This is a genomic window from Acinetobacter sp. IK23 (genome assembly GCF_035615275.1).
Classification (GTDB): domain Bacteria; phylum Pseudomonadota; class Gammaproteobacteria; order Pseudomonadales; family Moraxellaceae; genus Acinetobacter; species Acinetobacter seifertii.
In genome coordinates, this window is record NZ_JANBNX010000007.1 from 37,851 (window position 1) to 60,778 (window position 22,928).

At 38.7% G+C, this 22,928-nt stretch carries 19 protein-coding genes and 1 pseudogene; 14 read left to right on the forward strand and 6 right to left on the reverse strand.

The annotated features are described in order from the left end of the window. Positions 1–9: 9 nt before the first annotated feature. Positions 10–1,362 (reverse strand): PepSY-associated TM helix domain-containing protein, encoded by a 1,353-nt coding sequence (locus tag MSG95_RS07300; protein ID WP_077166214.1) that lies wholly within the window; start codon positions 1,360–1,362, stop codon positions 10–12. Between the two features lie 317 nt (positions 1,363–1,679). Between MSG95_RS07300 and MSG95_RS07305 the strand changes: the two genes are divergently transcribed. From MSG95_RS07305 to MSG95_RS07315, 3 genes are all read left to right on the forward strand, one after another. Beyond that, the gene (locus MSG95_RS07305) at positions 1,680–2,477 is read left to right on the forward strand and encodes an MBL fold metallo-hydrolase (RefSeq protein ID WP_077166215.1); all 798 of its coding nucleotides are present in this window, start codon (positions 1,680–1,682) and stop codon (positions 2,475–2,477) included. Positions 2,478–2,738: 261 nt separating this feature from the next. Further along, positions 2,739–3,905, forward strand: coding sequence for an MFS transporter (locus MSG95_RS07310; protein WP_213033587.1), 1,167 nt, complete (start codon positions 2,739–2,741; stop codon positions 3,903–3,905). Positions 3,906–4,051: 146 nt separating this feature from the next. Then, on the forward strand, positions 4,052–4,555 hold the full coding sequence (locus MSG95_RS07315; RefSeq protein WP_004701120.1) for a hypothetical protein: 504 nt from the start codon (positions 4,052–4,054) through the stop codon (positions 4,553–4,555). Between the two features lie 54 nt (positions 4,556–4,609). Here MSG95_RS07315 and accC read toward each other — a convergent pair whose 3' ends face one another. The 4 genes from accC to MSG95_RS07335 form a co-directional block, all read right to left on the reverse strand. Continuing rightward, complete coding sequence (gene accC, locus MSG95_RS07320) at positions 4,610–5,980, reverse strand: acetyl-CoA carboxylase biotin carboxylase subunit (RefSeq protein WP_004701123.1); 1,371 nt, start codon at positions 5,978–5,980, stop codon at positions 4,610–4,612. 16 nt (positions 5,981–5,996) lie between these two features. Beyond that, positions 5,997–6,416 carry an acetyl-CoA carboxylase biotin carboxyl carrier protein gene (gene accB, locus MSG95_RS07325; RefSeq protein WP_004701124.1) on the reverse strand — a complete coding sequence of 140 codons (420 nt, stop codon included), beginning with the start codon at positions 6,414–6,416 and terminating at the stop codon, positions 5,997–5,999. 17 nt (positions 6,417–6,433) lie between these two features. Beyond that, the gene (aroQ, locus tag MSG95_RS07330) at positions 6,434–6,889 is read right to left on the reverse strand and encodes a type II 3-dehydroquinate dehydratase (protein WP_004701126.1); all 456 of its coding nucleotides are present in this window, start codon (positions 6,887–6,889) and stop codon (positions 6,434–6,436) included. A gap of 235 nt (positions 6,890–7,124) precedes the next feature. After that, a complete protein-coding gene (locus tag MSG95_RS07335) occupies positions 7,125–8,453 on the reverse strand; it encodes a Y-family DNA polymerase (RefSeq protein ID WP_077166216.1) in 1,329 nt (442 codons plus the stop codon). A 210-nt stretch (positions 8,454–8,663) separates the two neighbouring features. Between MSG95_RS07335 and MSG95_RS07340 the strand changes: the two are divergent. The 11 genes and pseudogenes from MSG95_RS07340 to MSG95_RS07390 all read left to right on the forward strand — a co-directional run. Beyond that, positions 8,664–9,125: pseudogene (locus MSG95_RS07340) on the forward strand (nitrite reductase (NAD(P)H)); the annotation flags it as partial. 12 nt (positions 9,126–9,137) lie between these two features. Further along, a complete protein-coding gene (gene nirD, locus MSG95_RS07345) occupies positions 9,138–10,760 on the forward strand; it encodes a nitrite reductase small subunit NirD (RefSeq protein ID WP_077166222.1) in 1,623 nt (540 codons plus the stop codon). Positions 10,761–10,778: 18 nt separating this feature from the next. Next, positions 10,779–13,559, forward strand: coding sequence for a nitrate reductase (locus MSG95_RS07350; RefSeq protein WP_077166223.1), 2,781 nt, complete (start codon positions 10,779–10,781; stop codon positions 13,557–13,559). Next, positions 13,556–14,185: a molybdenum cofactor guanylyltransferase gene (mobA, locus tag MSG95_RS07355; protein ID WP_077166224.1), complete on the forward strand. Its 630-nt coding sequence runs from the start codon at positions 13,556–13,558 to the stop codon at positions 14,183–14,185. The genes MSG95_RS07350 and mobA overlap by 4 nt, the downstream gene beginning before the upstream one ends. 149 nt (positions 14,186–14,334) lie before the next feature. Beyond that, entirely contained in the window at positions 14,335–16,608 is a 2,274-nt protein-coding gene (locus tag MSG95_RS07360) for a molybdopterin-dependent oxidoreductase (RefSeq protein WP_151819523.1), read from the forward strand. A gap of 229 nt (positions 16,609–16,837) precedes the next feature. Beyond that, positions 16,838–17,878, forward strand: coding sequence for a GTP 3',8-cyclase MoaA (gene moaA, locus MSG95_RS07365; RefSeq protein WP_077166225.1), 1,041 nt, complete (start codon positions 16,838–16,840; stop codon positions 17,876–17,878). Further along, entirely contained in the window at positions 17,879–18,133 is a 255-nt protein-coding gene (locus MSG95_RS07370; protein ID WP_077166226.1) for a MoaD/ThiS family protein, read from the forward strand. Between the two features lie 3 nt (positions 18,134–18,136). After that, positions 18,137–18,622, forward strand: coding sequence for a molybdenum cofactor biosynthesis protein MoaE (locus tag MSG95_RS07375; RefSeq protein WP_077166227.1), 486 nt, complete (start codon positions 18,137–18,139; stop codon positions 18,620–18,622). A gap of 23 nt (positions 18,623–18,645) precedes the next feature. Beyond that, the gene (gene moaCB, locus MSG95_RS07380; protein ID WP_000799986.1) at positions 18,646–19,569 is read left to right on the forward strand and encodes a bifunctional molybdenum cofactor biosynthesis protein MoaC/MoaB; all 924 of its coding nucleotides are present in this window, start codon (positions 18,646–18,648) and stop codon (positions 19,567–19,569) included. Beyond that, positions 19,569–20,804, forward strand: a complete 1,236-nt coding sequence (locus MSG95_RS07385) for a molybdopterin molybdotransferase MoeA (protein ID WP_077166228.1) — start codon at positions 19,569–19,571, stop codon at positions 20,802–20,804. Before moaCB ends, MSG95_RS07385 begins: the two co-directional genes overlap by 1 nt. A gap of 207 nt (positions 20,805–21,011) precedes the next feature. After that, the gene (locus MSG95_RS07390; RefSeq protein WP_019458721.1) at positions 21,012–21,494 is read left to right on the forward strand and encodes a winged helix-turn-helix transcriptional regulator; all 483 of its coding nucleotides are present in this window, start codon (positions 21,012–21,014) and stop codon (positions 21,492–21,494) included. Here the strand turns inward: MSG95_RS07390 and MSG95_RS07395 are convergent. After that, entirely contained in the window at positions 21,491–22,894 is a 1,404-nt protein-coding gene (locus tag MSG95_RS07395; protein ID WP_077166229.1) for a PLP-dependent aminotransferase family protein, read from the reverse strand. The two genes, MSG95_RS07390 and MSG95_RS07395, sit on opposite strands and share 4 nt — an antisense overlap. Positions 22,895–22,928: the final 34 nt, after the last annotated feature.

Here is a 22,928-nt window from a genome sequence, read left to right on the forward strand (position 1 = left end):
TTAAGAATTTTATTTAGTTTGTAGAGAGCTTTGTTTTCGTATTAGTAATATAAACAGTGTGATTAATAAGCTAAATCCGAAAATAGGCAAACTAATTCCTAAAATAATAAGTGTAAGTACCGTGATTATTTTTTGTTGATTGCTTGCGCGCCTCCAGACCAATAAAGTTTGGCTAACAAAATGGTTAGTCGTAAGTTTTAAATTAGACGTTTTAAACCAAGCTTTATATGCATAAATAATCATGATACATAGCCCAAGAGCATATAAGGCGAGTATCAATTGATTGATCCAACCGAATAACACTCCAATATGAGCATCGACCCCCCAGCGTGTAAGTTTTGCAAATAACGAGTAATCTTTAAAAGCTAGTTTGTCGATGACTTTGTGTTGATGTACATCAATCGCTATACTGTCTGCTTGAGTTGGCCATTTACGCTGTAGTTCAGTAACAGTCCAAGCCTGATTTGCATCAACTGGTGGTTTGATTTGTATTTGGGCTGAATGAATTCCATTTGCCCTAGCAATTGCTAATGCAGAGTCGAATTCAGTTGGCATGATCTCTAAATCCGAAGTTTCCATGACCATACTATGATGTTCTTTATGCTCATCATGAGATATTTGGGGTAATGGAGCATTATTTAAAGTTGTGGATAATGTTGGTGTTTGCCAATTTAACCATTGACGAGCGATACGAATATTATCGCCAGCCCATTGAGACCATGTAAGACCAGTAATCGAAATGAACAATAAAAGTGGTAATAGAGTCAAGCCGATAGAGCTATGCCATTTTAATAAACGATTTTTAGATGTTTGTCTGATTTTAAAATTTTGACGACGTTTCCACCAACTATATAGGCCCGTTAGGGTTAAAATGCCCAGCCAGCTTGCAGCAAGTTCACTATAAAAACGACCCCATTTCCCTAATAATAAATTACTATGTAATTGATCTAAGAATGTACGAAATGGAAGTACTCCACTGGTCCCATATACAGTAAGTTGACCTTTTATAGAGAGTGTATAAGGGTCTACAAAAACAGCTTCATTATTTAAATGATGAGCCTTATCAGAAAAAATAACTCGTGTTGTTTGTGTTGAGCTTGGAGCTGGCCTCACTTCTGTAATTTGTGCAGATTCGGGCATCACTTTTTTTGCTGCCTCAACCTGTTGGCTTAGTGAGTGGGTATCTTTATTTAAAGGCTGAACATATAGTGTATCTTTATAGATAGATTGTTCTATCTGAGGAGTAATTGCATATAGAAGACCTGTAAACGCCGCAATAAATATAAATGGGGCAATAAAAATACCAGCATAAATATGCACAAGACGGAAAAGACTACGCCAAAAGCTAGGGGTATGAGGCATGTTGAGAGGTATCAAACAAACTTTGGTGTGAAGTATATCTACTTTATACTTAAATTTTAAAATAATTAAGGGGGTGAGGGTGTTTTGTATATCTAAGCAATTGTAAGAAAGGCTTTTTTAAATTAATAGATTAGAAGATAGAAGTAGACTATGTTGACTACATTGAATAACTGTCGAAAAATATATTCATTTATGGTTATGGGGCAAACTTAAGCCTTTGTTTGGGTGAGTATGAGAAATAATTTATCAATGATTAAATTTCTATTAAATTCATAGTTTATAATTGAATTTTATATAATTAAATAATTTATATATCTATGAAAATTCATCATTTGCGAAGTGCAACTTTTATTATAGAAACTGGGCCTTATTTTATTTTAATTGATCCGATGTTGGGTGATAAAGGTTCGCTTCCTGCTTTTTCATACATCCGCTTTAAGGCTAAAAAGAATCCTTTAGTTGATCTACCTTTGAATGCCCAAGAATTATTAAACAAAGTTACCCATTGTTTAATTACTCATAGCCAAACTTTTGGAATAAAAGCATTTCAACATACTGATCATCTAGATCAAAAGGGTGAGGACTTTCTTATTCAAAAGCAAATTCCTGTTTATTCATTTCAAAATGATGTGTCGTATTTATCTAAATATGGGATAAATGTTCAGGCAGGTATTGATTACTGGAAAGAAATCGAGTTTTTAGGTGGAAGATTGGTTGCGATACCAGCGCGTCATGGGCATGGCTGGATTAGTAAATTGATGGCGAATGGTTGTGGCTTCTATTTAGAATTGCCAAATGAACCTTCTTTATATATTAGTGGTGATACCGTACTCACTCATGATGTTAAAAATGCCTTACTTAAATTTCGACCTGATATTGCGGTAGTTGCTGCGGGACAAGCGCAAATGGATGTGGGGCAGCCGATTCTTATGTCGAAAAATGAAGTATGCGAATTTATTGAGCTTTCGCCTAAATATGTTATTGCTAATCATCTTGAAGCATTAAATCACTGTCCTGTAAAACGAGATGAGATAAAGCAAATTCTGCGTGAAATGAATGCAGTTGACCGTGTACAAGTACCCGATGATGGACAAACACTTATTTATGAAAATTAAGACAAAATTTAATCAATATTTATTAAATGAAAATCTTGTAATTCCATATTTTCTATTATGAATAACGCTATGAGTTTTTTATGTAAATGATAGAATTGCGACGGTCGGTAAGTTGATATCTACTTTGTCTAACTGATGCACAGTCTACAAAATGTTTAAGATTAAGTTTGTAGACTGTTGAACTACAAGTGAGGGTAAATGTAGATATACATATGCAACCATCTAAAATTTTAACCTATTGAAAATACAAAGGTTTATCACTTGCTCCCATCACTTACAATCCAAACCAGACTTGGTGGATTCTACTTTTTCTATTATTCCATTGTTGGTACATTCATGCCGTATTGGAATTTATATCTTCAAGATCAAGGATTTAATTATCAACAAATAGGTATTTTATCATCTATTGCGATTGTGACACGATTTTTTGCACCTTTAGTTTGGGGTTGGATCGCAGATAAATCTGGTAAAAGAATGCTTTTGGTGCGACTGGCAACTTGGATGGAAGCCTGTATATGGTTGGCTATTTTTATAGTTCCTAATACCTTTCAATCTGTCGCTTTACTCATGCTTATTTTTAGTTTTTTCCAAAATGCAATTTTAGCTCAGTTTGAGGGGGTAACCTTATTTTGGTTAGGTGATCAAAGAGCAAAACTCTATGGGAAGATTCGAAAATGGGGATCAGTTGGATTTATTGTAGGTGTATTTACTATAGGTGCCATTTTAGAAATTATTCCAATTTCTATGTTGCCTATTTTATTGCTTGTTATTGCTTCACTTGCATTTATTTGGGCTTTCACTATTCGTGAGCCTGAGGGAGCTCCAACTTCTCAAAAGCATTTAGAGCCTTTATTACCTGTGTTAAAGCGCCCGGAAGTTGCTGCTTTTTTTACAATCGAATTTATTCTCCTTTTTTCGCATGCACCTTTTTATAGTTTTTATAGCAACTTTCTAAAATCTTTAAATTACAGTACGACTGAAATTGGCTTCTTGTGGGCAATGGGGGTTGTCTCTGAAATCGTAATGTTTGCATATGCGGCTACTTTCTTCAAATATTTTTCTTGGCGTAGTCTTGTTGCTATATGTTTGGTTTTAACCAGCATACGTTGGTTGCTAGTCGCTCTCTTTTCTCATTACTTTATAGGTCAGCTATTTGCACAATGTTTACATGCTTTTAGTTTTGGTCTATTTCACCTTATTGCAATGCGGCTTATTTTTCAAAACTTTTCAATAGGACAGCAAGGTCGTGGACAGGCTTTATACAGTACCATGTGGGGATTGGGAGTGGCATTTGGAAGTATTTTAGCGGGTCATTATTGGAAAACTCTGACTGGTGAGCATATTTTTATGATTGCTACGCTCGTTGTGCTATTCGGTTTGTGTTTTGTATTTTGGTTACCCAAACAAATTGAAAAGCCAGCTTCTTAATCGAAACATCACTAACATTGTTAACATTACGTGGTTAAGTGGCTAAATTGTTTTATGGAAAGTATTTATTCGTTACGGTTGAAAAATATTGTTTTTATATGGTTATGAAGCAATGTTTTTCTAAAAAAATGTGCTAACTTAAACTCATGCGTTTAATGATTAATAAATCTATGAAAAATATTTATATTATGGGATTATTATTAGCTTTTTCTGGTTTTGCTATGGCTGAAACAGCAACGCAAAAGCCTGCTGAACAGCCTGTTCGAACTGCAAGTAATCCTAATGCTATACGTATTGTTACGCGTCCTGAGATTATGGGATTATGGGGAATGGAGATTCCAAATAATAAGAAATGTGTAGAGTACTATAACTTCCGCAGTAGTAATGATGTAGTGATCAAAAGTGGTGAGGAATGGTCATATGGTATTTATGAATACCAGCCATCTGATGACCCTAAAGAGCAGTTATCTGCTTTAGTTATGCAGATTAAGTTTGATAATAATAAAGTAGATTGCTCTGGTCAGCAGCAAGATCAGACTGGTGATGTTTCCCAATATTTTGTGCAGTGGAAAAATGACCATACTATTAATTTCTGCTCAACTGCTAAAGGTGAGCAATGTTTTGCAACTTTACGTCGAATGTTGCCATAAATCTAAATAGATATAAAAAAGCCTCTTATTTAAGAGGCTTTTTTATTATGCATGTTATGCAGTTTCAGCTTTCTTCTTTTCTTCCAATTGTTTCAACAAGTGCTTTTCAAGGTAATGGATGTCCATTGCCTGTTCACAGAAGCTTTTGTCTTGCAAGATAAGATCTTTATGCAAAGGAATGTTGGTTTTAATTCCAGTAAGAATCATTTCGTCTAACGCTTGACGCATACGAGCAAGCGAAGTTTCGCGATCTTTACCATGAGAAATTAATTTTGCAATCATTGAGTCGTAGTATGGAGGAATACTATATCCAGGATAGATATGAGAATCTAAACGAATACCTGCACCGCCTGGCGCATAGAAGCTCTCAATTTTACCTGGTGAAGGTAAGAAAGTTGTTGGATCTTCTGCATTAATACGACATTCAATAGCATGACCACGAACTTCAATATCTTTTTGTTGAAGCTCTAGACCTAAACCAGCTGCAATACGTAATTGTTGCTCAATGATATCAACACCAGTAACCATTTCAGTTACAGGGTGCTCAACCTGAACACGAGTGTTCATTTCGATAAAGAAGAATTCACCATCTTCGAACAAGAATTCAAATGTACCTGCACCACGATATTGCATTAACTGACATGCGTTAACACAAGCTTCTAAAATATCAGCACGTGCTTTTTCTGGTAGATTTGGAGCAGGAGCTTCTTCTAACACCTTTTGGTGACGACGTTGTAATGAACAGTCGCGATCATATAAATGAATCGCATGACCATTACCATCACCTAAAACTTGAACTTCGACATGGCGAGGTTTTTGTAAGAAGCGTTCCATGTATACGGTGTCATCACCGAACCACATTTCTGCATCACGTTGAGCCGCTTGAACTGACTCAAGTAATGTGTCTACGCGTTCAACAATACGCATACCACGACCACCACCACCAGCTGCCGCTTTAACAATGAGCGGGAAACCGATTTCTTTAGCTTCTGCTAAAGCGTTGTGGATAGTTACAGCATGGTCACAACCAGGTACTGTAGGTACACCAGCTTTTTTCATTGCAACAATTGCAGAAACCTTGTTACCCATTAAACGAATATGTTCTGGGCGAGGGCCAATAAATGTGAAACCCGAGCTTTCTACAATTTCAGCAAACTCGGCATTTTCTGAAAGAAAGCCATAGCCTGGGTGAATTGCATCAGCACCAGTAATTTCTGCAGCAGTAATAATTGCTGGGATGTTTAAATAGCTGTCACTACTTGCACCCGGACCAATACATACTGCTTCATCAACGAAACGTAAATGCATCAAATCTTTATCAGCATCTGAATATATACCGACAGTTTTGATTCCTAATGTTTTGCAAGCCCGAGTAATTCGTAAAGCGATTTCACCACGGTTTGCAATTAAAACTTTTTGCAACATAGTTGTCCCCGGGGTATTACGCGCGATAACGGAATAAAGGTTGACCGAATTGGATCACATCACCATTTTTCACTAAAATTTCTTCAATCACGCCGCTTTGAGTTGCTTCAATAGGGTTCATGATTTTCATTGCTTCGATAATACCCAAAGTCTCACCAGCAGATACAGTTTGACCTACTTTAACAAATGGTGCTTCACCTGGGCTTGGAGCAGCATAGAACACACCAACCATAGGAGAAGTTTCAACTGCTCCACGTGGGGTTTTTGCAACAGGTGCTTCAGCAACAGGAGCTGCTGGAAGTGCTACACCAGCCGCAGCAACGACAGGATTACGACGAGTTAAAGCGATTGATTGATCACCTTCTTTAACTTCAATCGCTTGCAAGTCAGACTCAATCATTAAATCGATGAGTTTTTTAATTTTGCGGATATCCATGGGCGACTATTCCTGAACTAGTTTGGGTTAGATGGTTGAATTTTTTCAATAGCGTAATCGAGTGCAAAGCTATAACCTTTTGCACCTAGACCACAAATCACGCCAATTGCTTTGTCTGATAAATAAGAGTGGTGTCTAAACGCTTCACGTGCGTGAACATTTGACAAATGTACTTCAATAAATGGAATGGCAACGCCAAGTAGAGCATCACGTAAAGCAACTGAGGTATGAGTAAGGGCAGCAGGGTTAATAATAATAAGTTTTACGCCTTCTGTTTGTGCCTGATGAATACGGTCAACAATGGCACCTTCCCAATTGCTTTGAAATGTATCGAGTGTAATAGAGGCTTGTTTAGCTTGAGCAATAAGTTGTTGGTTGATATTGTCTAGGGTAAGATGACCATATACTTCTGGTTCGCGTTTTCCCAGCAAATTCAAATTCGGTCCATGAATTACCAAAATGGTCGAACTCATTCAGATTGCTCCAGCTCTAAAGTTGCAAATAGTCTTTGCAAGATGTCTGCAAAGTTTGCTTATTATGGCATATGTTTCTACAAGTTTTTTATAATTTCTTTTAATTGTCGCAGAAAGGGTACACCAAATTCGGCTTATATATTGTAAATTTTGCGACGAATTAGCAATGTTAAAAAATGACAAAATTTCAAGTAATTTAACAAGGCTCATTTTAAACCGAATTGACAAAAACAGTTCATGTATTTTGTGTAACGACGGTATGGGCATCTTCAATTGTTAACATTTCATTCCAGCGAGTTAGGTAGTTTTTTGAGCGATGGCATTGTTTCATTTGCCAAGATGGATTGCGCGAGTGATATCCCACTTGTAAATAATGACTACCAAAACGCTTACGAACTGTACCTAAAGTTTCCATTAATTGTTGTCTTTGATGAATAAGTTCCAGAGGCTGCCATAAATCATCAATGTGTTGTTGACGCGCGTGTAGACCACAAAATAATACTCCAATTTTTATATAACTTTTATTTTCTTTATATAAAACATCAATTTGATGCATTGCTGCTTTTGTGATTATGCATAAGTCATCTGTTGCATAGTGAAGACCAATGGCCTGAGAAGTGGCTTTTTTATAAGGTGGCTTATCGGTTTTCTCATAAAGCATGACTTGAATGCAGGCACAAAGTTGTTCTTGTTTCATTAAGCGGCGATGCGCTCGATTAAGATGAAAAATAAGTGCTTGTTTAATAATCTCGATACTGGATAAAGCTTGAGCAAAACTTCGTGACGCTAAAATCCTTTTAGTTGGAATACTAGGATCGTCAAGTTCAATACATGATTGGCCTTTTAGCTCACGAATAGTACGTGCCATGACCACAGAAAATGCCTTTGCCATATGATGTTCATTGGCAAAAGTTAAGTCTAGGCATGAATATACTTCATAACTTTGTAGTTGTTTGACTAATTGGTAGCCAATTCCCCATACTTCTTTGACCGATGTCTGTTGCATGAGGTCTTCCATAATTAATGGATCTAAGGTGATGAAATTACAGATTCCCTTAAAACTTTTAATTTTCTTAGCAAAATGATTGGCAAGTTTTGCTTGTGTTTTTGAATATCCAATTCCAATACAACAAGGTAGACCTAACCATTGGAGGAGAGTCTCTTTCACCTTAAAGCAGTAGTCAGATATATCAATAGATTGAAGGTAAGGAGTGAGATGAATAAAGCACTCATCTATAGAGTAAGCTTCTATATCATCTGGAGAGAAAAATTCACCGAGAACAGCAAAAAAACGACGGGACATCTCGGCATATAAAGTGTAGTTGCTTGAATAGACTTGAACACCAGCTTGCACGGCATCTTTCTCAATTTGAAACCACGGTACTCCCATCTTAATACCTAAAAGTTTTGCTTCTTCACTACGTGACACAACACAACCATCGTTGTTAGATAAAACAACTACAGGTTTATCAATGAGTTTGGGGTTGAAAAGTCGCTCACAGCTGACATAACAATTGTTAATATCAACCAGTGCATAAACTTCGCGGTGTGAGATCTCTCTCATTATTTCATCCCCCCAAATTCATCAACTCAAAATTCATATTTTGAATTTGTAACATAATCAAGTTAACAAAATTATGCACAGATATCTAGGGGAGTTCTGTTTGTTCGTCGAAATTATGAAAAGGATGTAAAAGTAATGAATTGTCAGTTATTGATATGAAAATGTCTGAAAATGATATGTTTAGATAGATATGATCATTTCCATAAGCGGACCGAAAAAGGTTGGAACCTTTATGTATGTGGTAACGGTGGTATGAAACCACGTCATGCCGAGTTACTTGCATCTGACCTTGATAAGGCAACGCTCATTCGTTACATCGACCGTTTCTATATGTTCTACATTCAAACCGCAGACCGTTTACAACGTACGAGTGTATGGCGTGACAACATGGAAGGCGGTCTAGACTACCTTAAATCTGTGATTGTTGAGGACTCTCTTGGTTTGGCTGCCGAGCTTGAGCGCCGTATGGAACACATTATTGGCACATATCAAGACGAATGGCGTACTGCGGTAGAAAATCCTGAAGTTCGTAAACGCTTCCAAACGTATATCAACGCAGGTGCAAATGAGCAGGCCGATCCACACATTCAATTTACAACTGAACGTGGTCAAATCCGTCCATTAACCGAAGCTGAACGTTCAGAAGACCGTATTCGAATGGTTGAAGCATAAAGGAGAACTTATATGAATATTGTACAAGACAAAAATATGCTTCCTGATGATCAATGGATTGACGTTTGTGAACTTGATGATTTAACCCCAAACACCGGTGCAGGAGCGCTAGTGGCTGGACAGGCTGTTGCGATTTTCCGTGTAGGACATGAAAAACGTGTTTACGTGCTGAGTAATAAAGATCCGTTTAGCCAAGCGAATGTCATGAGCCGCGGCATTATTGGTGATTTACAAGGTGAGCGTGTTATTGCATCGCCAATCTATAAACAACATTTTAGTTTGGCAACGGGTCGTTGTTTAGAAGATAAAGACCAAAAATTGGCGGTTTACCCGAGCAAAATTGTTGATGGCCGTGTTTGGGTCAATGCGGTGCCGAAAAAAACTTATATTACCAATACAGGTGTATCACAAGACAAACTTAAACTGGTGCTGATCGGGAATGGTTTAGCAGGAATGCGTTGTCTGGAAGATTTACTTGATATGGCACCAGATCGTTATGAAGTCACGGTGATTGGTGAAGAACCTTGGGGTAACTATAACCGTATTATGTTGTCTCCGGTTTTATCGGGTGAAAAAACCATTGAAGATATTATGCTGCATCCACCGAAGTGGTATGACGATAAAGGCATTAAATTTATTGCTGGTGATAAAGCGGTAAAAATTGATCGTCCACGTAAAGTGGTTTACACCGAAAAAGGGCAAACTGTTGATTATGATCGTTTGATTTTGGCAACAGGTTCGGCTCCGTTTATTCCACCAGTTCAAGGTGTCAACTTAAAAGGGGTGTTAACTTTCCGTGATATTTATGACGTTAACACCATGATTGAGTACTGCGGTTCAAAAACTAATGCAGTCGTGATTGGTGGTGGTTTACTCGGTTTAGAAGCAGCCTACGGTTTAAAACAACGCGGTATGAATGTGACAGTATTGCATTTGATGGACCGCATTATGGAGCGTCAACTTGATGGGCGTGCAAGTCAGTTACTGCGCCATAGTATTGAACAAAAAGGCATTCAAATCATTACCGAAGCTAATACAGAAGCGTTAATTGCTGATGAAAACGGTCATGTCAAACACATCCGTTTGAAAGATGGCACAGTGTTAGATGCTGACCTTGTGGTGTTTGCTGTAGGTATCCGTCCGAATATTGCTTTGGCGCAAAGTGCTGGTCTACGTTGTAATCGTGGTGTGTTGGTGAATGACACCATGCAAACGTTTGACCCAAGTATTTACGCGGTGGGTGAGTGTATCGAACACCGTGGTCAAACTTTTGGTTTGGTTGAACCACTGTGGGGGCAAGCTTTTATTTGCGCGACCCATTTGGCTGAACACGGCAGCTTAACTTTTAAAGCACCGACCGTACCGACTCAGTTAAAAGTCAGCGGTGTCGATGTGTTCTCTGCGGGCAATTTTGAGCCGAAAGATGATTATGAAGACATTATCCTGAACGATGAAAAACGCCAGATTTATAAGCGTATTATCATTCAAAGCGATCGGGTAATCGGTGCAGTATTGTTTGGAGATACTGAAGATGGCATGTGGTATGCAGAGTTAATTGCAGATCAAACTCCTGTTTCTTCATTTAGAAATAAGCTGCTATTTGGTCGAGATTTTGCATTAAAAAATGCAGGCTAAATAGGGAAAGGAGCAGTTATGAATAGTATTCCAAGCGTTGAAATCGATAGCTCCGACCATGTTGCAAAAACAACTAAAACAACATGTCCATATTGCGGTGTAGGTTGTGGTGTTAGTGTAACCGTTCAACAAAAACCTCAAGGACCTGTGGTGCAAGTTGAGGGAGATGCTGAGCATCCTTCCAACTTTGGACGCTTATGTATCAAAGGTAGCCGACTTGCGGATACTTTGGGGTTGGAAACACGGCTACTTCAACCGATGTTTGGTCGTAAGCCACATCGGACTGTAACGACATGGGAGGCAGCAATCAATAAAATTGCCGATAAATTCCAGTCTTGTATCGATCAATATGGTCGCGACAGTATCGCATTTTATGTTTCAGGTCAGCTTTTGACTGAAGACTATTATGTGGTGAACAAGTTTGTAAAAGGCTATTTGGGTACTGCAAATATCGATACTAACTCACGCCTTTGCATGTCATCTGCTGTGGCAGGTCACAAACGTAGTTTCGGTGAAGATATTGTGCCTGCAAGTTATGAAGATTTTGAACATACAGATATGGTGGTATTGGTTGGATCTAACACCGCATGGTGCCATCCTGTGTTGTATCAGCGGATTATGCAGGCAAAAAGCCAAAATCCGGATATGTTTGTGGTCGTGATTGACCCACGCTTTACCAGTACTTGTGAGCAAGCGGATTTGCATTTGCCGATTTTACCGGGTCAAGATGTCGCTTTATTTAATAGCCTATTCCAATATCTATATCAAAATGGTCATGCCGATCAGGCATTTGTAGAGGCTTATACCGAAGGTCTGCAAGATGTTTTGGCAAGCAGCGAGCCAGAAGCTAATGTGGAATATGTGGCAAAGCGTACAGGAATTGCACTTGATAAAATGCAACAGTTCTTTGAGAAATTTGCACAGACTGAAAAGGTAATTACGCTATTTTCAATGGGTGTTAATCAATCAAGTCAGGGTGTGAATAAAGCTAACAGTATTATTAACTGTCACTTACTAACAGGCAAAATTGGAAAGCTCGGCGCTGCACCATTTTCGATGACAGGTCAGCCCAATGCTATGGGAGGCCGAGAAGTGGGTGGCCTAGCCAATATGCTGGCAGCGCATATGGACTTAGATAATCCACTACATCAAAAAGTAGTGCAGACCTTTTGGGATAGTCCATTTATTGCGACTCAAGCTGGCTTAAAAGCAGTTGATTTGTTCCGTGCTGTTGAAGCTGGAAAAATTAAAGCTATCTGGATTATGGCGACCAATCCAGTGGTAAGTTTACCAGATGCCGATCAGGTGAAACGTGCATTAGAAAAGTGCGAATTGGTCGTTGTGTCAGATATCTGTGCCGATACGGATACTACGGCTTACGCTGATATTTTGCTTCCAGCTTTAGGTTGGGGTGAAAAAGATGGAACCGTTACTAACTCTGAGCGTCGTATTTCACGTCAGCGTGCATTTTTACCTGCGCCGGGTGAAGCAAAAGCAGACTGGTGGTCAGTGAGTCATGTCGCGAAAAAATTAGGCTTCGATGGTTTTGAATTTACCAGTGCTGTTGATATTTTCAATGAGCATGCAGCGTTATCTGCACAAGACAATGCAGACATAAATACTCGTGCAGAAAGTAATAATTTCCGTTATTTCAATCTAAAAGGTTTAATGAACCTAAGTAATGCTGAGTACGATGCTCTGCAACCAGTGCAATGGCCAGTGTGGAATAAAAACCAAGACGCTAAAGCCGTTCAACAATTGTTTGGGAAAGGGCAGTTTAGTCATAAAAATGCCAAGGCAAAACTGATTCCAACTGTTGTAATTGATCCAGTTCATGCAGTTTCAGAAGATTATCCGCTCATTTTAAATACAGGGCGTATTCGTGACCAATGGCACACCATGACGCGTACTGGCTTGTCACCAAATCTGACCAGTCATCGTGCTGAACCATTCTGTGAGATTCACCCAAGTGATGCTTTGAAGTTTGGCGTACGTGATCAAGGCTTGGTAGAAGTTCGTTCGAAATGGGGTAGTTGTGTACTACGTGTAACCTTCTCATCGGGTGTGCGTCGTGGGCAAATTTTTGCGCCAATTCACTGGACTGAACAATTTGCGTCCGATGCCCGTATTGGCAAAGTGGTTAACCCAGAAGTCGATGCCATTTCAGGTGAGCCCGAGTTCAAGCATACGCCTGTAACTATTCAACCGTTCTATACCACTTGGCAAGGCGTGCTCTATATTCGTGAAGGATACGATTCGCATATTCAAGAATCGCTACATCACTGTGCATGGTGGACTAAAGTCAAAATGGTGAAAACCAGCCGCTATGAACTTGCAGACCGCCAAACTTTTCATGATACTCAAAAGAATCTGAAAAGCTTTTTACCATTTGCCGATGAAACCTTTGAATGGTTAAGCATAGAAGATATTTCGTCACAACTGAGCCATAGCGTTATTTTGAAAGATGGCATTGTAATTGCAAGTCTATATATTGCACCTCCAGATTTATTGCCAGACCGTGATTGGGTGGCGAGTCTGTTTAAACGAGAACGTTTGAGCGCCTTACACCGCAAAGCATTGCTTGCGGGTATGCCGATGTCGGCTACCAATAATGATGGGCCTTTGGTGTGTAGTTGTTTTAAAGTAGGTAAGAATAAAATTATCGAAGTAATAAAAACACAAAACATTACCCATGAAAAACAGGTTACTGCATGTTTAAAAGCAGGTGGAAACTGTGGATCATGTTTACCTGAAATTCGTGGCTTGATTAAAGCTTGCCAACAAGAGGTGGAAGTGTGAATAAGGGATATCCCGTAACTGATCTGGTCATTCTGGCAGGAGGACAAGCCCGCCGTATGAATGGTTTAAATAAGTTGTTGCAACAATTTGATGGTGAACCCCAACTCATTAAAATTCATCAGAAATTAAGATCATCCGTGTCTGAAATTTGGGTGAATAGTCATCGCGACTATTCAATCTATCAAAGTATTGTGCCCGATATTAAGTGTTTTCAAGATGATGCTTCCGGTTTTTTCGGTCCACTTATGGGGATGAAAAGTGCATGGTCTCATGTAGAAGCAGATTATGTTTTATTTATTCCTTGTGATGTGACTTATATACCTACGCAAGTCGTTGCGAAATTACACAGCACTCTTCGGAAAAATAAACAGGCTCAGGCAGCTTATGTTTCAATTAATGGTGATGCCTTATATCCATTTTGCTTATTAAAACGTGAAAGTCTCATCACCATAACGGAGCAAATTGAAAAGCAACGATTAAGTTTGAAAGAATGCTTTAAGCTTTTGCATGCGCAAGTCGCTATATTTCAAAAACAGAATCTTTTTTTTCATAGCATTAATTCATTGGATGAGCTTCAGCAATACAAACAAATCAAAGCATTTAAAGAAATTTTTACAGCAAATTAACTTCGGATATTAGCGCTTTAAAATTTACATTGGTCGAGTGAACCACATTTTTAATCTTTGTACGGTTGACTATTTATTATTTAAGTTCTATTTTGGAACTTGATGTTTCGTTGCATTGAAATGTATAAAAATAAAGGGAGTCAAAGGGCATGGTTGAAGCGCTGAAGCAAAATAAAACAGATGTGACCGCATGTATTTTATGTTCAAGAAACTGCGGTTTGAGCGTAGAAATTCAAGATAACCAATTTGTTAAAATTAAAGGTAATCCTGAGCATCCATTTTCTCAAGGTTACATTTGCCAAAAAGCCGCAAGATTACAGCATTACCAGAAACATGCAGACCGTTTAACCGCACCTTTAAAACGCCAACCAGATGGCTCGTTTCAAGAAATTAGTTGGGATGTGGCAATACAAGAAATTGCCGATCAATTGGTTCAGATTAGAGATAAATTTGGTGGTACTGCTTTTGCTTCGGTTGGGGGCGGAGGTCAAGGCAATCATCTCGGTGCAGCTTACGGGCGTCAACTTTTGCTAGCCATGAAAAGTTATTATGCTTACAACTCTCTTGCCCAAGAAAAAACGGGTGATTTTTGGCTTAATGGGCGTTTGTTCGGTAGTCAGGCCTGCCATACTACAGAAGATGTTGAACATGCAGATTACGTACTTTTTATTGGAACGAACCCGTTTCAGGCCCATGGCATTCCCAACGCACGAGACACACTAAAACATATTAAAAAAGATCCGAACCGAACCATGGTGGTGTTTGACCCGCGTGTTACCGAAACAGCCAAACAAGCAGATATCCATGTGCAATTAAAACCAGGGACGGATGCTTTTTTAATGTCGGCTATGATTGCGATCATTATTAAAGAAAAGCTTTATGATGCAGCGTTTATTGAGCAACATACACATGGGTTTGAAGAAGTAAAAACAGCATTTAGTCGTGTGCCGATTGAAGACTATATTGCCAAAGCAGATGTTCCAGTCGACTTGATTTACCAGGTTGTTCGAGACTTTGCTAAAGCAAAAAGGGGCTGTGTACGTATCGATTTAGGTATTCAACATACTTTGAATACAACATTAAATGGTTATTTAGAAAAGCTTTTATATTTATTGACTGGAAACTTTGGAAAGCAAGGTACCAATAATTTGCATACCATGTTTATTCCAATTTTGACCGATACGGATGAAAGAAAAGCAAAATATCGACGTAGCGTTTACCATAAAATGTTCCCGATTTCCGGGTTTTTCCCGCCTAATATTTTACCCGATGAAATATTAAAAGCAGGGGAAAAGCGAATTCGTGCTGTGTTTGTAGATAGTTGTAATCCACTATTAACTTACCCTGATACACCAGCTTTTGAGGAAGCCTTTAAAGCATTAGATTTATTGGTTGTAATCGATGTTGCGATGACAGAAACCGCGAGACTTGCACACTATATTTTGCCTGCTCATACTCAGTTTGAAAAATGGGAATTTACTGGTTTTAACTTGGAATTTCCTAAGAATGGTTTTCACCTGCGTCATCCCGTTTTGGCTGCTCAAGCAAATACTTTACCGGAAGCCGAAATTTATACTCGATTACTGGAAGCTATGAATGCTATTCCGAAGAGTTTCCCAGTTTTAGAAAAAATAGCTGCGGTCGCCTCGAAAAAAACTGCCTACTTACCCTACTTGTCGGCGCTAGGACTTACCTTGGCACGACATAAAAAATATATCCCTTTTGCTGCCTCTATCATTTATCGAACTCTTGGCAAACGACTTGGCAATTCTGCAGATTCAGTTGCTTTTTTATTGCCGCTATCTATTCAATATGCTGTTTTACATACCAAAGCAGTACGCCGTGCAGGTTATAAAGGTAATCCGTTAACACAAGGAGTCAAACTATTTGAGCAGATACTAAAGCAACGTTCAGGTATGGTTTTATCTCAACATGAATATGATGAAGTCTGGAAACTGGTGGCTTATAAAGATAAGAAAATACGTCTTGCAATTCCCGAGATGTTAAGTGAACTCGCAAGCTTGAAAAGCCATAACGTTAATATTGAAGAGTTTCCTTTCATTCTTTTATCAGGTGAACGCCGTAGCTACAACGCCAACCAAATTTACCGTGACCCTGCTTGGCGAAAAGTAGATGCAGAAGGTGCACTACGTATTCATCCCGAAGATGCAAGGCACTTAAATGTAGATACAGGAGAGCAGCTTAAATGTATTTCACAACATGGAGAAATTCAGGTAGCTATTGAGTTGGATGATGGGATGAGAAGAGGTGTTGTGTCACTTCCACACGGCTACGGTATGCGCTTTCAAAATGGAGAACCGATTGGGCCACAATTAAACTTACTTATTTCTGCTGAACATTGTGATCCATTATCTAAAACGCCTTACCATAAATATGTACCCATCCGTCTAGAAAAGTGTTAGAAATAGAATCAAGTAAAACATAGATTTTATCGTGCGAACTTGAGATTCATTTTTTAATTGTTCTTGAGACGGTGCGGTGGAAAGTCTATAAAAAATTTAAATATTATGGAAAATAAGTAGAGCTGGAACAAATTTTGCTATTAAAGATCAAAGCACTATTAAGATGCAATTTTTTGTATTTGATTGTTCATAATCGGTGCTCGCAAGATTTGAAATGTTCTCGATATGAGTGCAAATGATGAAACAATACCACTCTGAAACTGCGCCAAGCCTTCTGCAAGATCAATATGGGCGTATCAAGCGTAAGTTACGAATTTCTGTAACTGATCGCTGTAATTTTAAGTGTGTATATTGCATGCCTGAACATCCTGAATGGTTAAATAAACAAGACTTGCTTAGTTTTGAAGCGCTCTTTCAATTTTGTCATTTTATGGTGCAGCAAGGTATCGAGAGTATTCGCATTACGGGCGGTGAACCATTAATGCGTCAAGGTGTTGTTCATTTCATACGAGACTTACAAGCTTTAAAAGCATTAGGTTTAAAACGTATATCGATGACTACAAATGGTCATTACCTTGCTAAATATGCTAAACAACTAAAAGACGCTGGATTAGATGATCTAAACATTAGTTTAGATAGTCTTGATTCAATTCAATTTAAAGAGCTCACTAAGAAAAAGTTAGAACCAGTTCTTGAGGGTATTCAAGCTGCTAAAGATGCAGAACTACCTTTTAAAATTAACTGCGTATTAATGAAAGATAAAAATGACGATCAAATCTTACCCATGGTGAAGTGGTCAATCTCCAACCATATTCCTTTACGTTTTATCGAGTTTATGCCGCTTGATGGTGATGCACTTTGGTCAAATAAAGATGTGGTAAGTGAGGCTGAAATTTTACAGGTATTGCAACCGTATTATTCGGTACAAGTCATCGAGCAGCAACATGAGCCAGCGCGTCAATATCTAATTAACGGTAGCTACCATTTAGGAATTATTTCCACAATTACGCATTCATTTTGTCATCAGTGTGACCGTATACGACTTACCGCAAAAGGCGAACTATATAACTGTTTGTTTGCACCGCAAGGCTTAAATATTAAACCTCAGCTTGAAGCATTGGTAAGTAAACAAAATACGCCAGAATACGAGATGACAGTCCAAAATTTAAATGATTTGGTTCATCCTTATATCTGGCACAAAGCCAAAGGCTTTCATGCCTTACAACATCAACAAACCCGTAAAATCAGTATGCATATGCTTGGGGGATAAATGCAGCAATCTATCCAAATTAAAATCGAATCATTTGGTGCAATTGAAAAATTGCTTCCACAAAATCTTTCGTTAGTTTTCCCCACCGATATTTTAGTTAAAGATGTCTTAGATGAAATTGTTTTATTGCATCCAGAATGTACACAGGCCATGGAAAAATGTGCATGTGCGATTGGTGATAATGTCATCTCCAGACAAGCTACATTAAGTGAGGCATGTACTTTGGTTTTATTATCACCAGTTGCAGGAGGATGAGCCATGCGAGATTTTGCACGTATACAAGAGCAGGCTTTAAGCTTAGATACTTTTGATCCTATTGAATCATTTCCTGAATGCGGTGGAATTGATATTTTTATGGGTACAGTTCGTAACCATCATGAAGGTAAAGCTGTTAAAGCACTGAAATATACCTCGTATAAACCGCTTTCTGAAAAAATGATACGTGAAATTGAACTAGAAATTGAGAAAAAGTATCAGGTATCTTATGTGCGAGTGGTTCATCGGATTGGATATCTAGATGTCGGTGAAACAGCCATTATTGCGATTGCGTATGCAGCCCATCGCCGTGAAGCTTTTCAAGCATGTGAGGAAGCAGTCGAACGGGTAAAACATGAAGTGCCTGTCTTTAAAGAAGAGTTCTTTACAGATGGCACGAGTCATTATGTAGAGGGTTGTTGTATTCGTAAGGATGCTCCACACGACCACAAGCATCACCATCTTGCCGGCCATGAACACTCACACTGAAATAAGTAAGAATAGGATAAATAATGAAAAACGTTGGAATGAAGCCGGAAAGTTATCGTGTTGCCGAAGCACAAGCGATTTTATATGCGCCACCACACTGTATTGAATTATTAAGACAGGGGAATACCGAAAAAGGGGATGCATTAAAAACTGCACGTGTTGCAGGAATTTTGGCAGCAAAACGAACTGATGAGCTGATTCCTTTGTGCCATCCACTGCCGATTTATCGTGCAGATGTTGAATATGAATTAGAACATGATTTTGTAAAGATTATTACCGTGGTCGAAACCATTGGCCCAACTGGCGTAGAAATGGAAGCCTTAACGGCTGCAAGCCTTGCAGGGTTAACCATTTATGACATGTTAAAACCGCATTGTGAACCAGAAGAGCTCTGGATGGATCAATGTAAATTGCTTAAGAAAAAAGGTGGAAAATCACACTTCAAGCGAGTTCTTCGTCAACCTGTTTCGGCTGCGGTTATTGTATTGTCAGATACCGTAGCAGCGGGCAGAAAGCCCGATACTGCCGGAAAATCTGTGGTTGAAACGTTAACTGAAGCAGGATTTGATCCGATTCACTACCAGATTTTGCCAGATGAAGCGGATACCTTAAAAAACTTAGTGCTTGAGTTGAGCAAATCATATGCTTGCATTATGACTGTTGGTGGTACAGGAATTGGCAAGCGTGATATTACGGTTGATACGCTAGAGCCTCTTTTAGAACGTAAATTAGATGGTTTAATGGAAGCCGCACGTTCATTTGGACAAAAACGCACGCCATATGCTGCTATGTCACGTGGAGTGGCAGGGTTTATTGACCGTTCGTTAGTGGTGACTTTACCGGGAAGCCGGGGTGGAGCAAGCGAATCAATGGCTGCTATTTTACCTGCCTTAGTCCATATTTTTGATGTTTGCCGTGATTTACCGCATCCAGGAGGCTATGAATAATGTCAGGTTGTGGTGCTGAGCGTGGATTAATCAGTATAGATGAAGCGCTAGATTTAGTGATTAATAAGCCTAGAAACTTAAACTCTATTCAAAAGACTCTAACAAATAGCCTAAGTAGTTATCTTGCTAAAGATATTTACTCTGAAATTAATCTACCAAGCTTTTCTCAAAGTGCGGTAGACGGTTATGCGCTTTGTAGCCATGCAGAAGATTTAAATAATCAAAAGTTTCAGGTTACTGGCGAGATTCGTGCCGGAAGTGAGAGTCATGACATACTAAGTGAAGGTCAGGCGATTCGTATATTTACGGGCGGCAAAATTCCTGAAGGGACAACGCATGTAGCACGGCAAGAAATCGTATCGGTTATTTCGGCTCAAGAAATTTGTTTAACGGAACATATACGCCCTCAAGCTGATATCCGTTTTACTGGTGAAGAAATCCAGCAGGGGCAGTTGCTTGCTCAAGTAGGACAGTTTCTAAATATTGGAAGCTTGGCTGCTTTAAGTATGGCGGGAGTGCAAGAGCTTACTGTTTATCGTAGACCAAAAGTTGCAGTACTAGTCACAGGTGATGAAGTTGCTCAAACAGCAGATGATTTAATTGATGGAAAAGTCTTTGATGCAAATGGGCCTTTATTAAAAGCTTGGTTTATAGATTATGGTTTAGATATTGAACTCATTCACGTGGCAGATGAAGCTGAACAGGTCACTCAATACTTTAACCAGTTAAAAGACAGCTATGATGTCATCATAACAACAGGCGGAGTTTCGGTAGGAGACTACGACTTTGTTCGACCATGCGCTTTCGAAGTTGGGTTTGAACAAATCTTTTGGAAAGTTAAACAAAAACCGGGTAAACCTTTATTCTTTGCCGAATACCATAATTCACAAGCTAGCCATTCTTGCTATTTGTTAGGCCTACCAGGCAATCCGGCTGCGGTATATGTAGCAATGCAAGTTTACGGTAAATCTTTGCTTGATGCATTGCAGGGCAATAGACAGGGACCAGAATGGTTTACTGCAATTTTAGAGCATGATTTAAAAGAAGATGCACGTGAGCGTTTTTTACGAATGTATGCTTATTTTGATGCAGGACAACTTAGAGTAAAAAGTTTGGCTAAGCAGCAGTCCCATATGCTGAGTAATCTTATGCAAGCCAATTGCTTAGTACGTATTCCTGCGAGTACAAAATTAGAGTCAGGTACATTATTAAAAGGAATTTTTATTTCAAATTAGCCTACAAATAAGCTGAATATGATTAATTTATACTTATAAGTTAATCATATTTTATAAATATTTCTATTCATGGTTATTTAAAAAATAAGCATCATAAGTACATTAAAAACTTATTTTTAAGCTGAATGTTGCATATAACATATTAAGTGGTTTAGGGTATGAATAATAAGGCAAGTAGGCCAGTTCTATATTGAGGAAAGCATAAAGATGAAATGGGATGACATCGGTGATCAACCTTGTTCTGTTGCCCGCATGCTATCAGTAATTGGTGATCGATGGACGATGCTAATATTACGTAATGCTTTTATGGGAATTCGCCGTTTTGATGATTTTCAAAAATCGCTAGGTGTCACTCGTCATGTCCTATCGGATCGTTTAAAGCGTTTGGTTGAATACGAAATTTTAGTCAAAGCTCCTTATTTTGACCGTCAGGAACGCTTTGAATATCGTCTCACTGATAAAGGATTTGAGCTTTATCCAATTATATTATCTATGGCGAACTGGGCAGATAAATGGATGGATCAAGGTTTAGGTAAACCATTGGAATATCGTCATAAAGCTTGTGGTCATAAATTTGAACCAATCATGGTATGTTCGGTCTGCCGTGAACCTTTACATGCAAAACAAGTTCAAGTTACAGCTGGACCGGGCTATTTTGCTTATATAGAACAAAAGCAAAAACAAGCTTAAAGTGTTTTCTTTAAAGACTCTTGCTGAAGTGCCTCTGTAAGAGTCTTATAAATATAATCATGATTTGATTGGGTAATATTAAAACGAATAAAGTGGCCTGCCGATTGTGCTTGGCTAAAGGCATTACCCGGAGCAAGAATTACTTCTCGATTCAGACAAAACTGAGCAATCTTCGCTGCATCTACTCCTTCGGGTAACCGACACCACACAAAAATTCCAGCCTTTGGTTCAATCCATGGTTCTATTCCAATCGATTTAAGTTTCGCTATTGTTTCCTGCATGGCTTGAGCTAAACGAACTTTTAACACATCTAGATGCTTACGGTATGAACCATCGGTTAAAGCTGTGTGTAAAATCTTGGCTGAGAGTCCATTGTGAGAAAAACTGGTGGCTATTTTTAAATCGGTAATTTGATCAATCCATTCTGGTTTCGCAATAATGTAGCCGCAGCGAATAGAAGCAGAGAGCGTTTTAGAAAAACTTCCAATAAAAATCACGCGTGAAAGGTTGTCTAGGGCCGCAAGTCGTGGCGCTGAAGTATGTTCAAAATCTGAAAATATATCGTCTTCAATCACAATCAAATTCGACTGCTCAATGAGTTTTAATAATTGATGAGCGATCGAAAGTGAGAGTGTTGCACCAGTGGGATTGTGTATTCCAGAATTTGTAATGTAAAGCCGTGGATTATGGGTCTCAATCGCTTCTTTAAATGTTTCTAAATCTGGACCATTTGATGTGTAAGGAATACCAATAACTTTAACTTGATGAACTTTAAGTAGGGCATGGAAGTTAAAGTAGCAAGGGTCATCAATCAAAACAACATCATCTGGTTTAAGTAAAAAACGGCAAACCAGATCAATAGCTTGAGTGCCGGAGTCAGTTAAAAGAACTTGGTTTAAGTTTGCTTCTATACCTTTACTTTGCGCTCGCCTAGCGAGTAAATCTCTTAATGCTGGTAGCCCTAGAGGTGACGAATAGCCCATTAAGGTATCATCTTCGTTACGTGTAGCAGATCTTAAAGCTTTACGAATACTTTCAAGTGGCATCCAGTCATTTGGTAACCAACCACAACCAGGTTTAAATGCATCGGGTTTTGCTTCCAAAGACTGACGCGAAATCCATAACGGATCTATAGAACGATCTAATTTAGGGCCTAATTCACTTAAAGCTAAAGGGGCAAGCGGTCCTACGACATAAAAACCGGAGCCACTACGAGATTCAATTTTACCTACGGCAATTAACCGCTCATAAGCTTCAACAATAGTAGAAACAGAAAAACCTAAATCTTTGGATAGTTTACGTACAGAAGGTAAACGGGAGCCTGGCGTTAAAGAACGATTTTTAATTTGCTGTTCAATCTGTGAAATAACAAGCTCGATTTTTGTTTTTGACTGATTCACGTTAACCATCTCTAACTGTACTGCTTATTTATAC

What these genes read in the sequence shown, in the direction of transcription:
- MSG95_RS07375 (WP_077166227.1), top strand. Translation starts at nt 18,137, where the DNA reads ATGCGAGATTTTGCACGTATACAAGAGCAGGCTTTAAGCTTAGATACT.
- nirD (WP_077166222.1), top strand. Translation starts at nt 9,138, where the DNA reads ATGAATATTGTACAAGACAAAAATATGCTTCCTGATGATCAATGGATT.
- accB (WP_004701124.1), bottom strand. Translation starts at nt 6,416, where the DNA reads ATGGATATCCGCAAAATTAAAAAACTCATCGATTTAATGATTGAGTCT.
- MSG95_RS07350 (WP_077166223.1), top strand. Translation starts at nt 10,779, where the DNA reads ATGAATAGTATTCCAAGCGTTGAAATCGATAGCTCCGACCATGTTGCA.
- MSG95_RS07385 (WP_077166228.1), top strand. Translation starts at nt 19,569, where the DNA reads ATGTCAGGTTGTGGTGCTGAGCGTGGATTAATCAGTATAGATGAAGCG.
- MSG95_RS07335 (WP_077166216.1), bottom strand. Translation starts at nt 8,453, where the DNA reads ATGAGAGAGATCTCACACCGCGAAGTTTATGCACTGGTTGATATTAAC.
- MSG95_RS07315 (WP_004701120.1), top strand. Translation starts at nt 4,052, where the DNA reads ATGCGTTTAATGATTAATAAATCTATGAAAAATATTTATATTATGGGA.
- accC (WP_004701123.1), bottom strand. Translation starts at nt 5,980, where the DNA reads ATGTTGCAAAAAGTTTTAATTGCAAACCGTGGTGAAATCGCTTTACGA.
- MSG95_RS07390 (WP_019458721.1), top strand. Translation starts at nt 21,012, where the DNA reads ATGAAATGGGATGACATCGGTGATCAACCTTGTTCTGTTGCCCGCATG.
- aroQ (WP_004701126.1), bottom strand. Translation starts at nt 6,889, where the DNA reads ATGAGTTCGACCATTTTGGTAATTCATGGACCGAATTTGAATTTGCTG.
- moaCB (WP_000799986.1), top strand. Translation starts at nt 18,646, where the DNA reads ATGAAAAACGTTGGAATGAAGCCGGAAAGTTATCGTGTTGCCGAAGCA.
- MSG95_RS07300 (WP_077166214.1), bottom strand. Translation starts at nt 1,362, where the DNA reads ATGCCTCATACCCCTAGCTTTTGGCGTAGTCTTTTCCGTCTTGTGCAT.
- MSG95_RS07370 (WP_077166226.1), top strand. Translation starts at nt 17,879, where the DNA reads ATGCAGCAATCTATCCAAATTAAAATCGAATCATTTGGTGCAATTGAA.
- MSG95_RS07360 (WP_151819523.1), top strand. Translation starts at nt 14,335, where the DNA reads ATGGTTGAAGCGCTGAAGCAAAATAAAACAGATGTGACCGCATGTATT.
- MSG95_RS07305 (WP_077166215.1), top strand. Translation starts at nt 1,680, where the DNA reads ATGAAAATTCATCATTTGCGAAGTGCAACTTTTATTATAGAAACTGGG.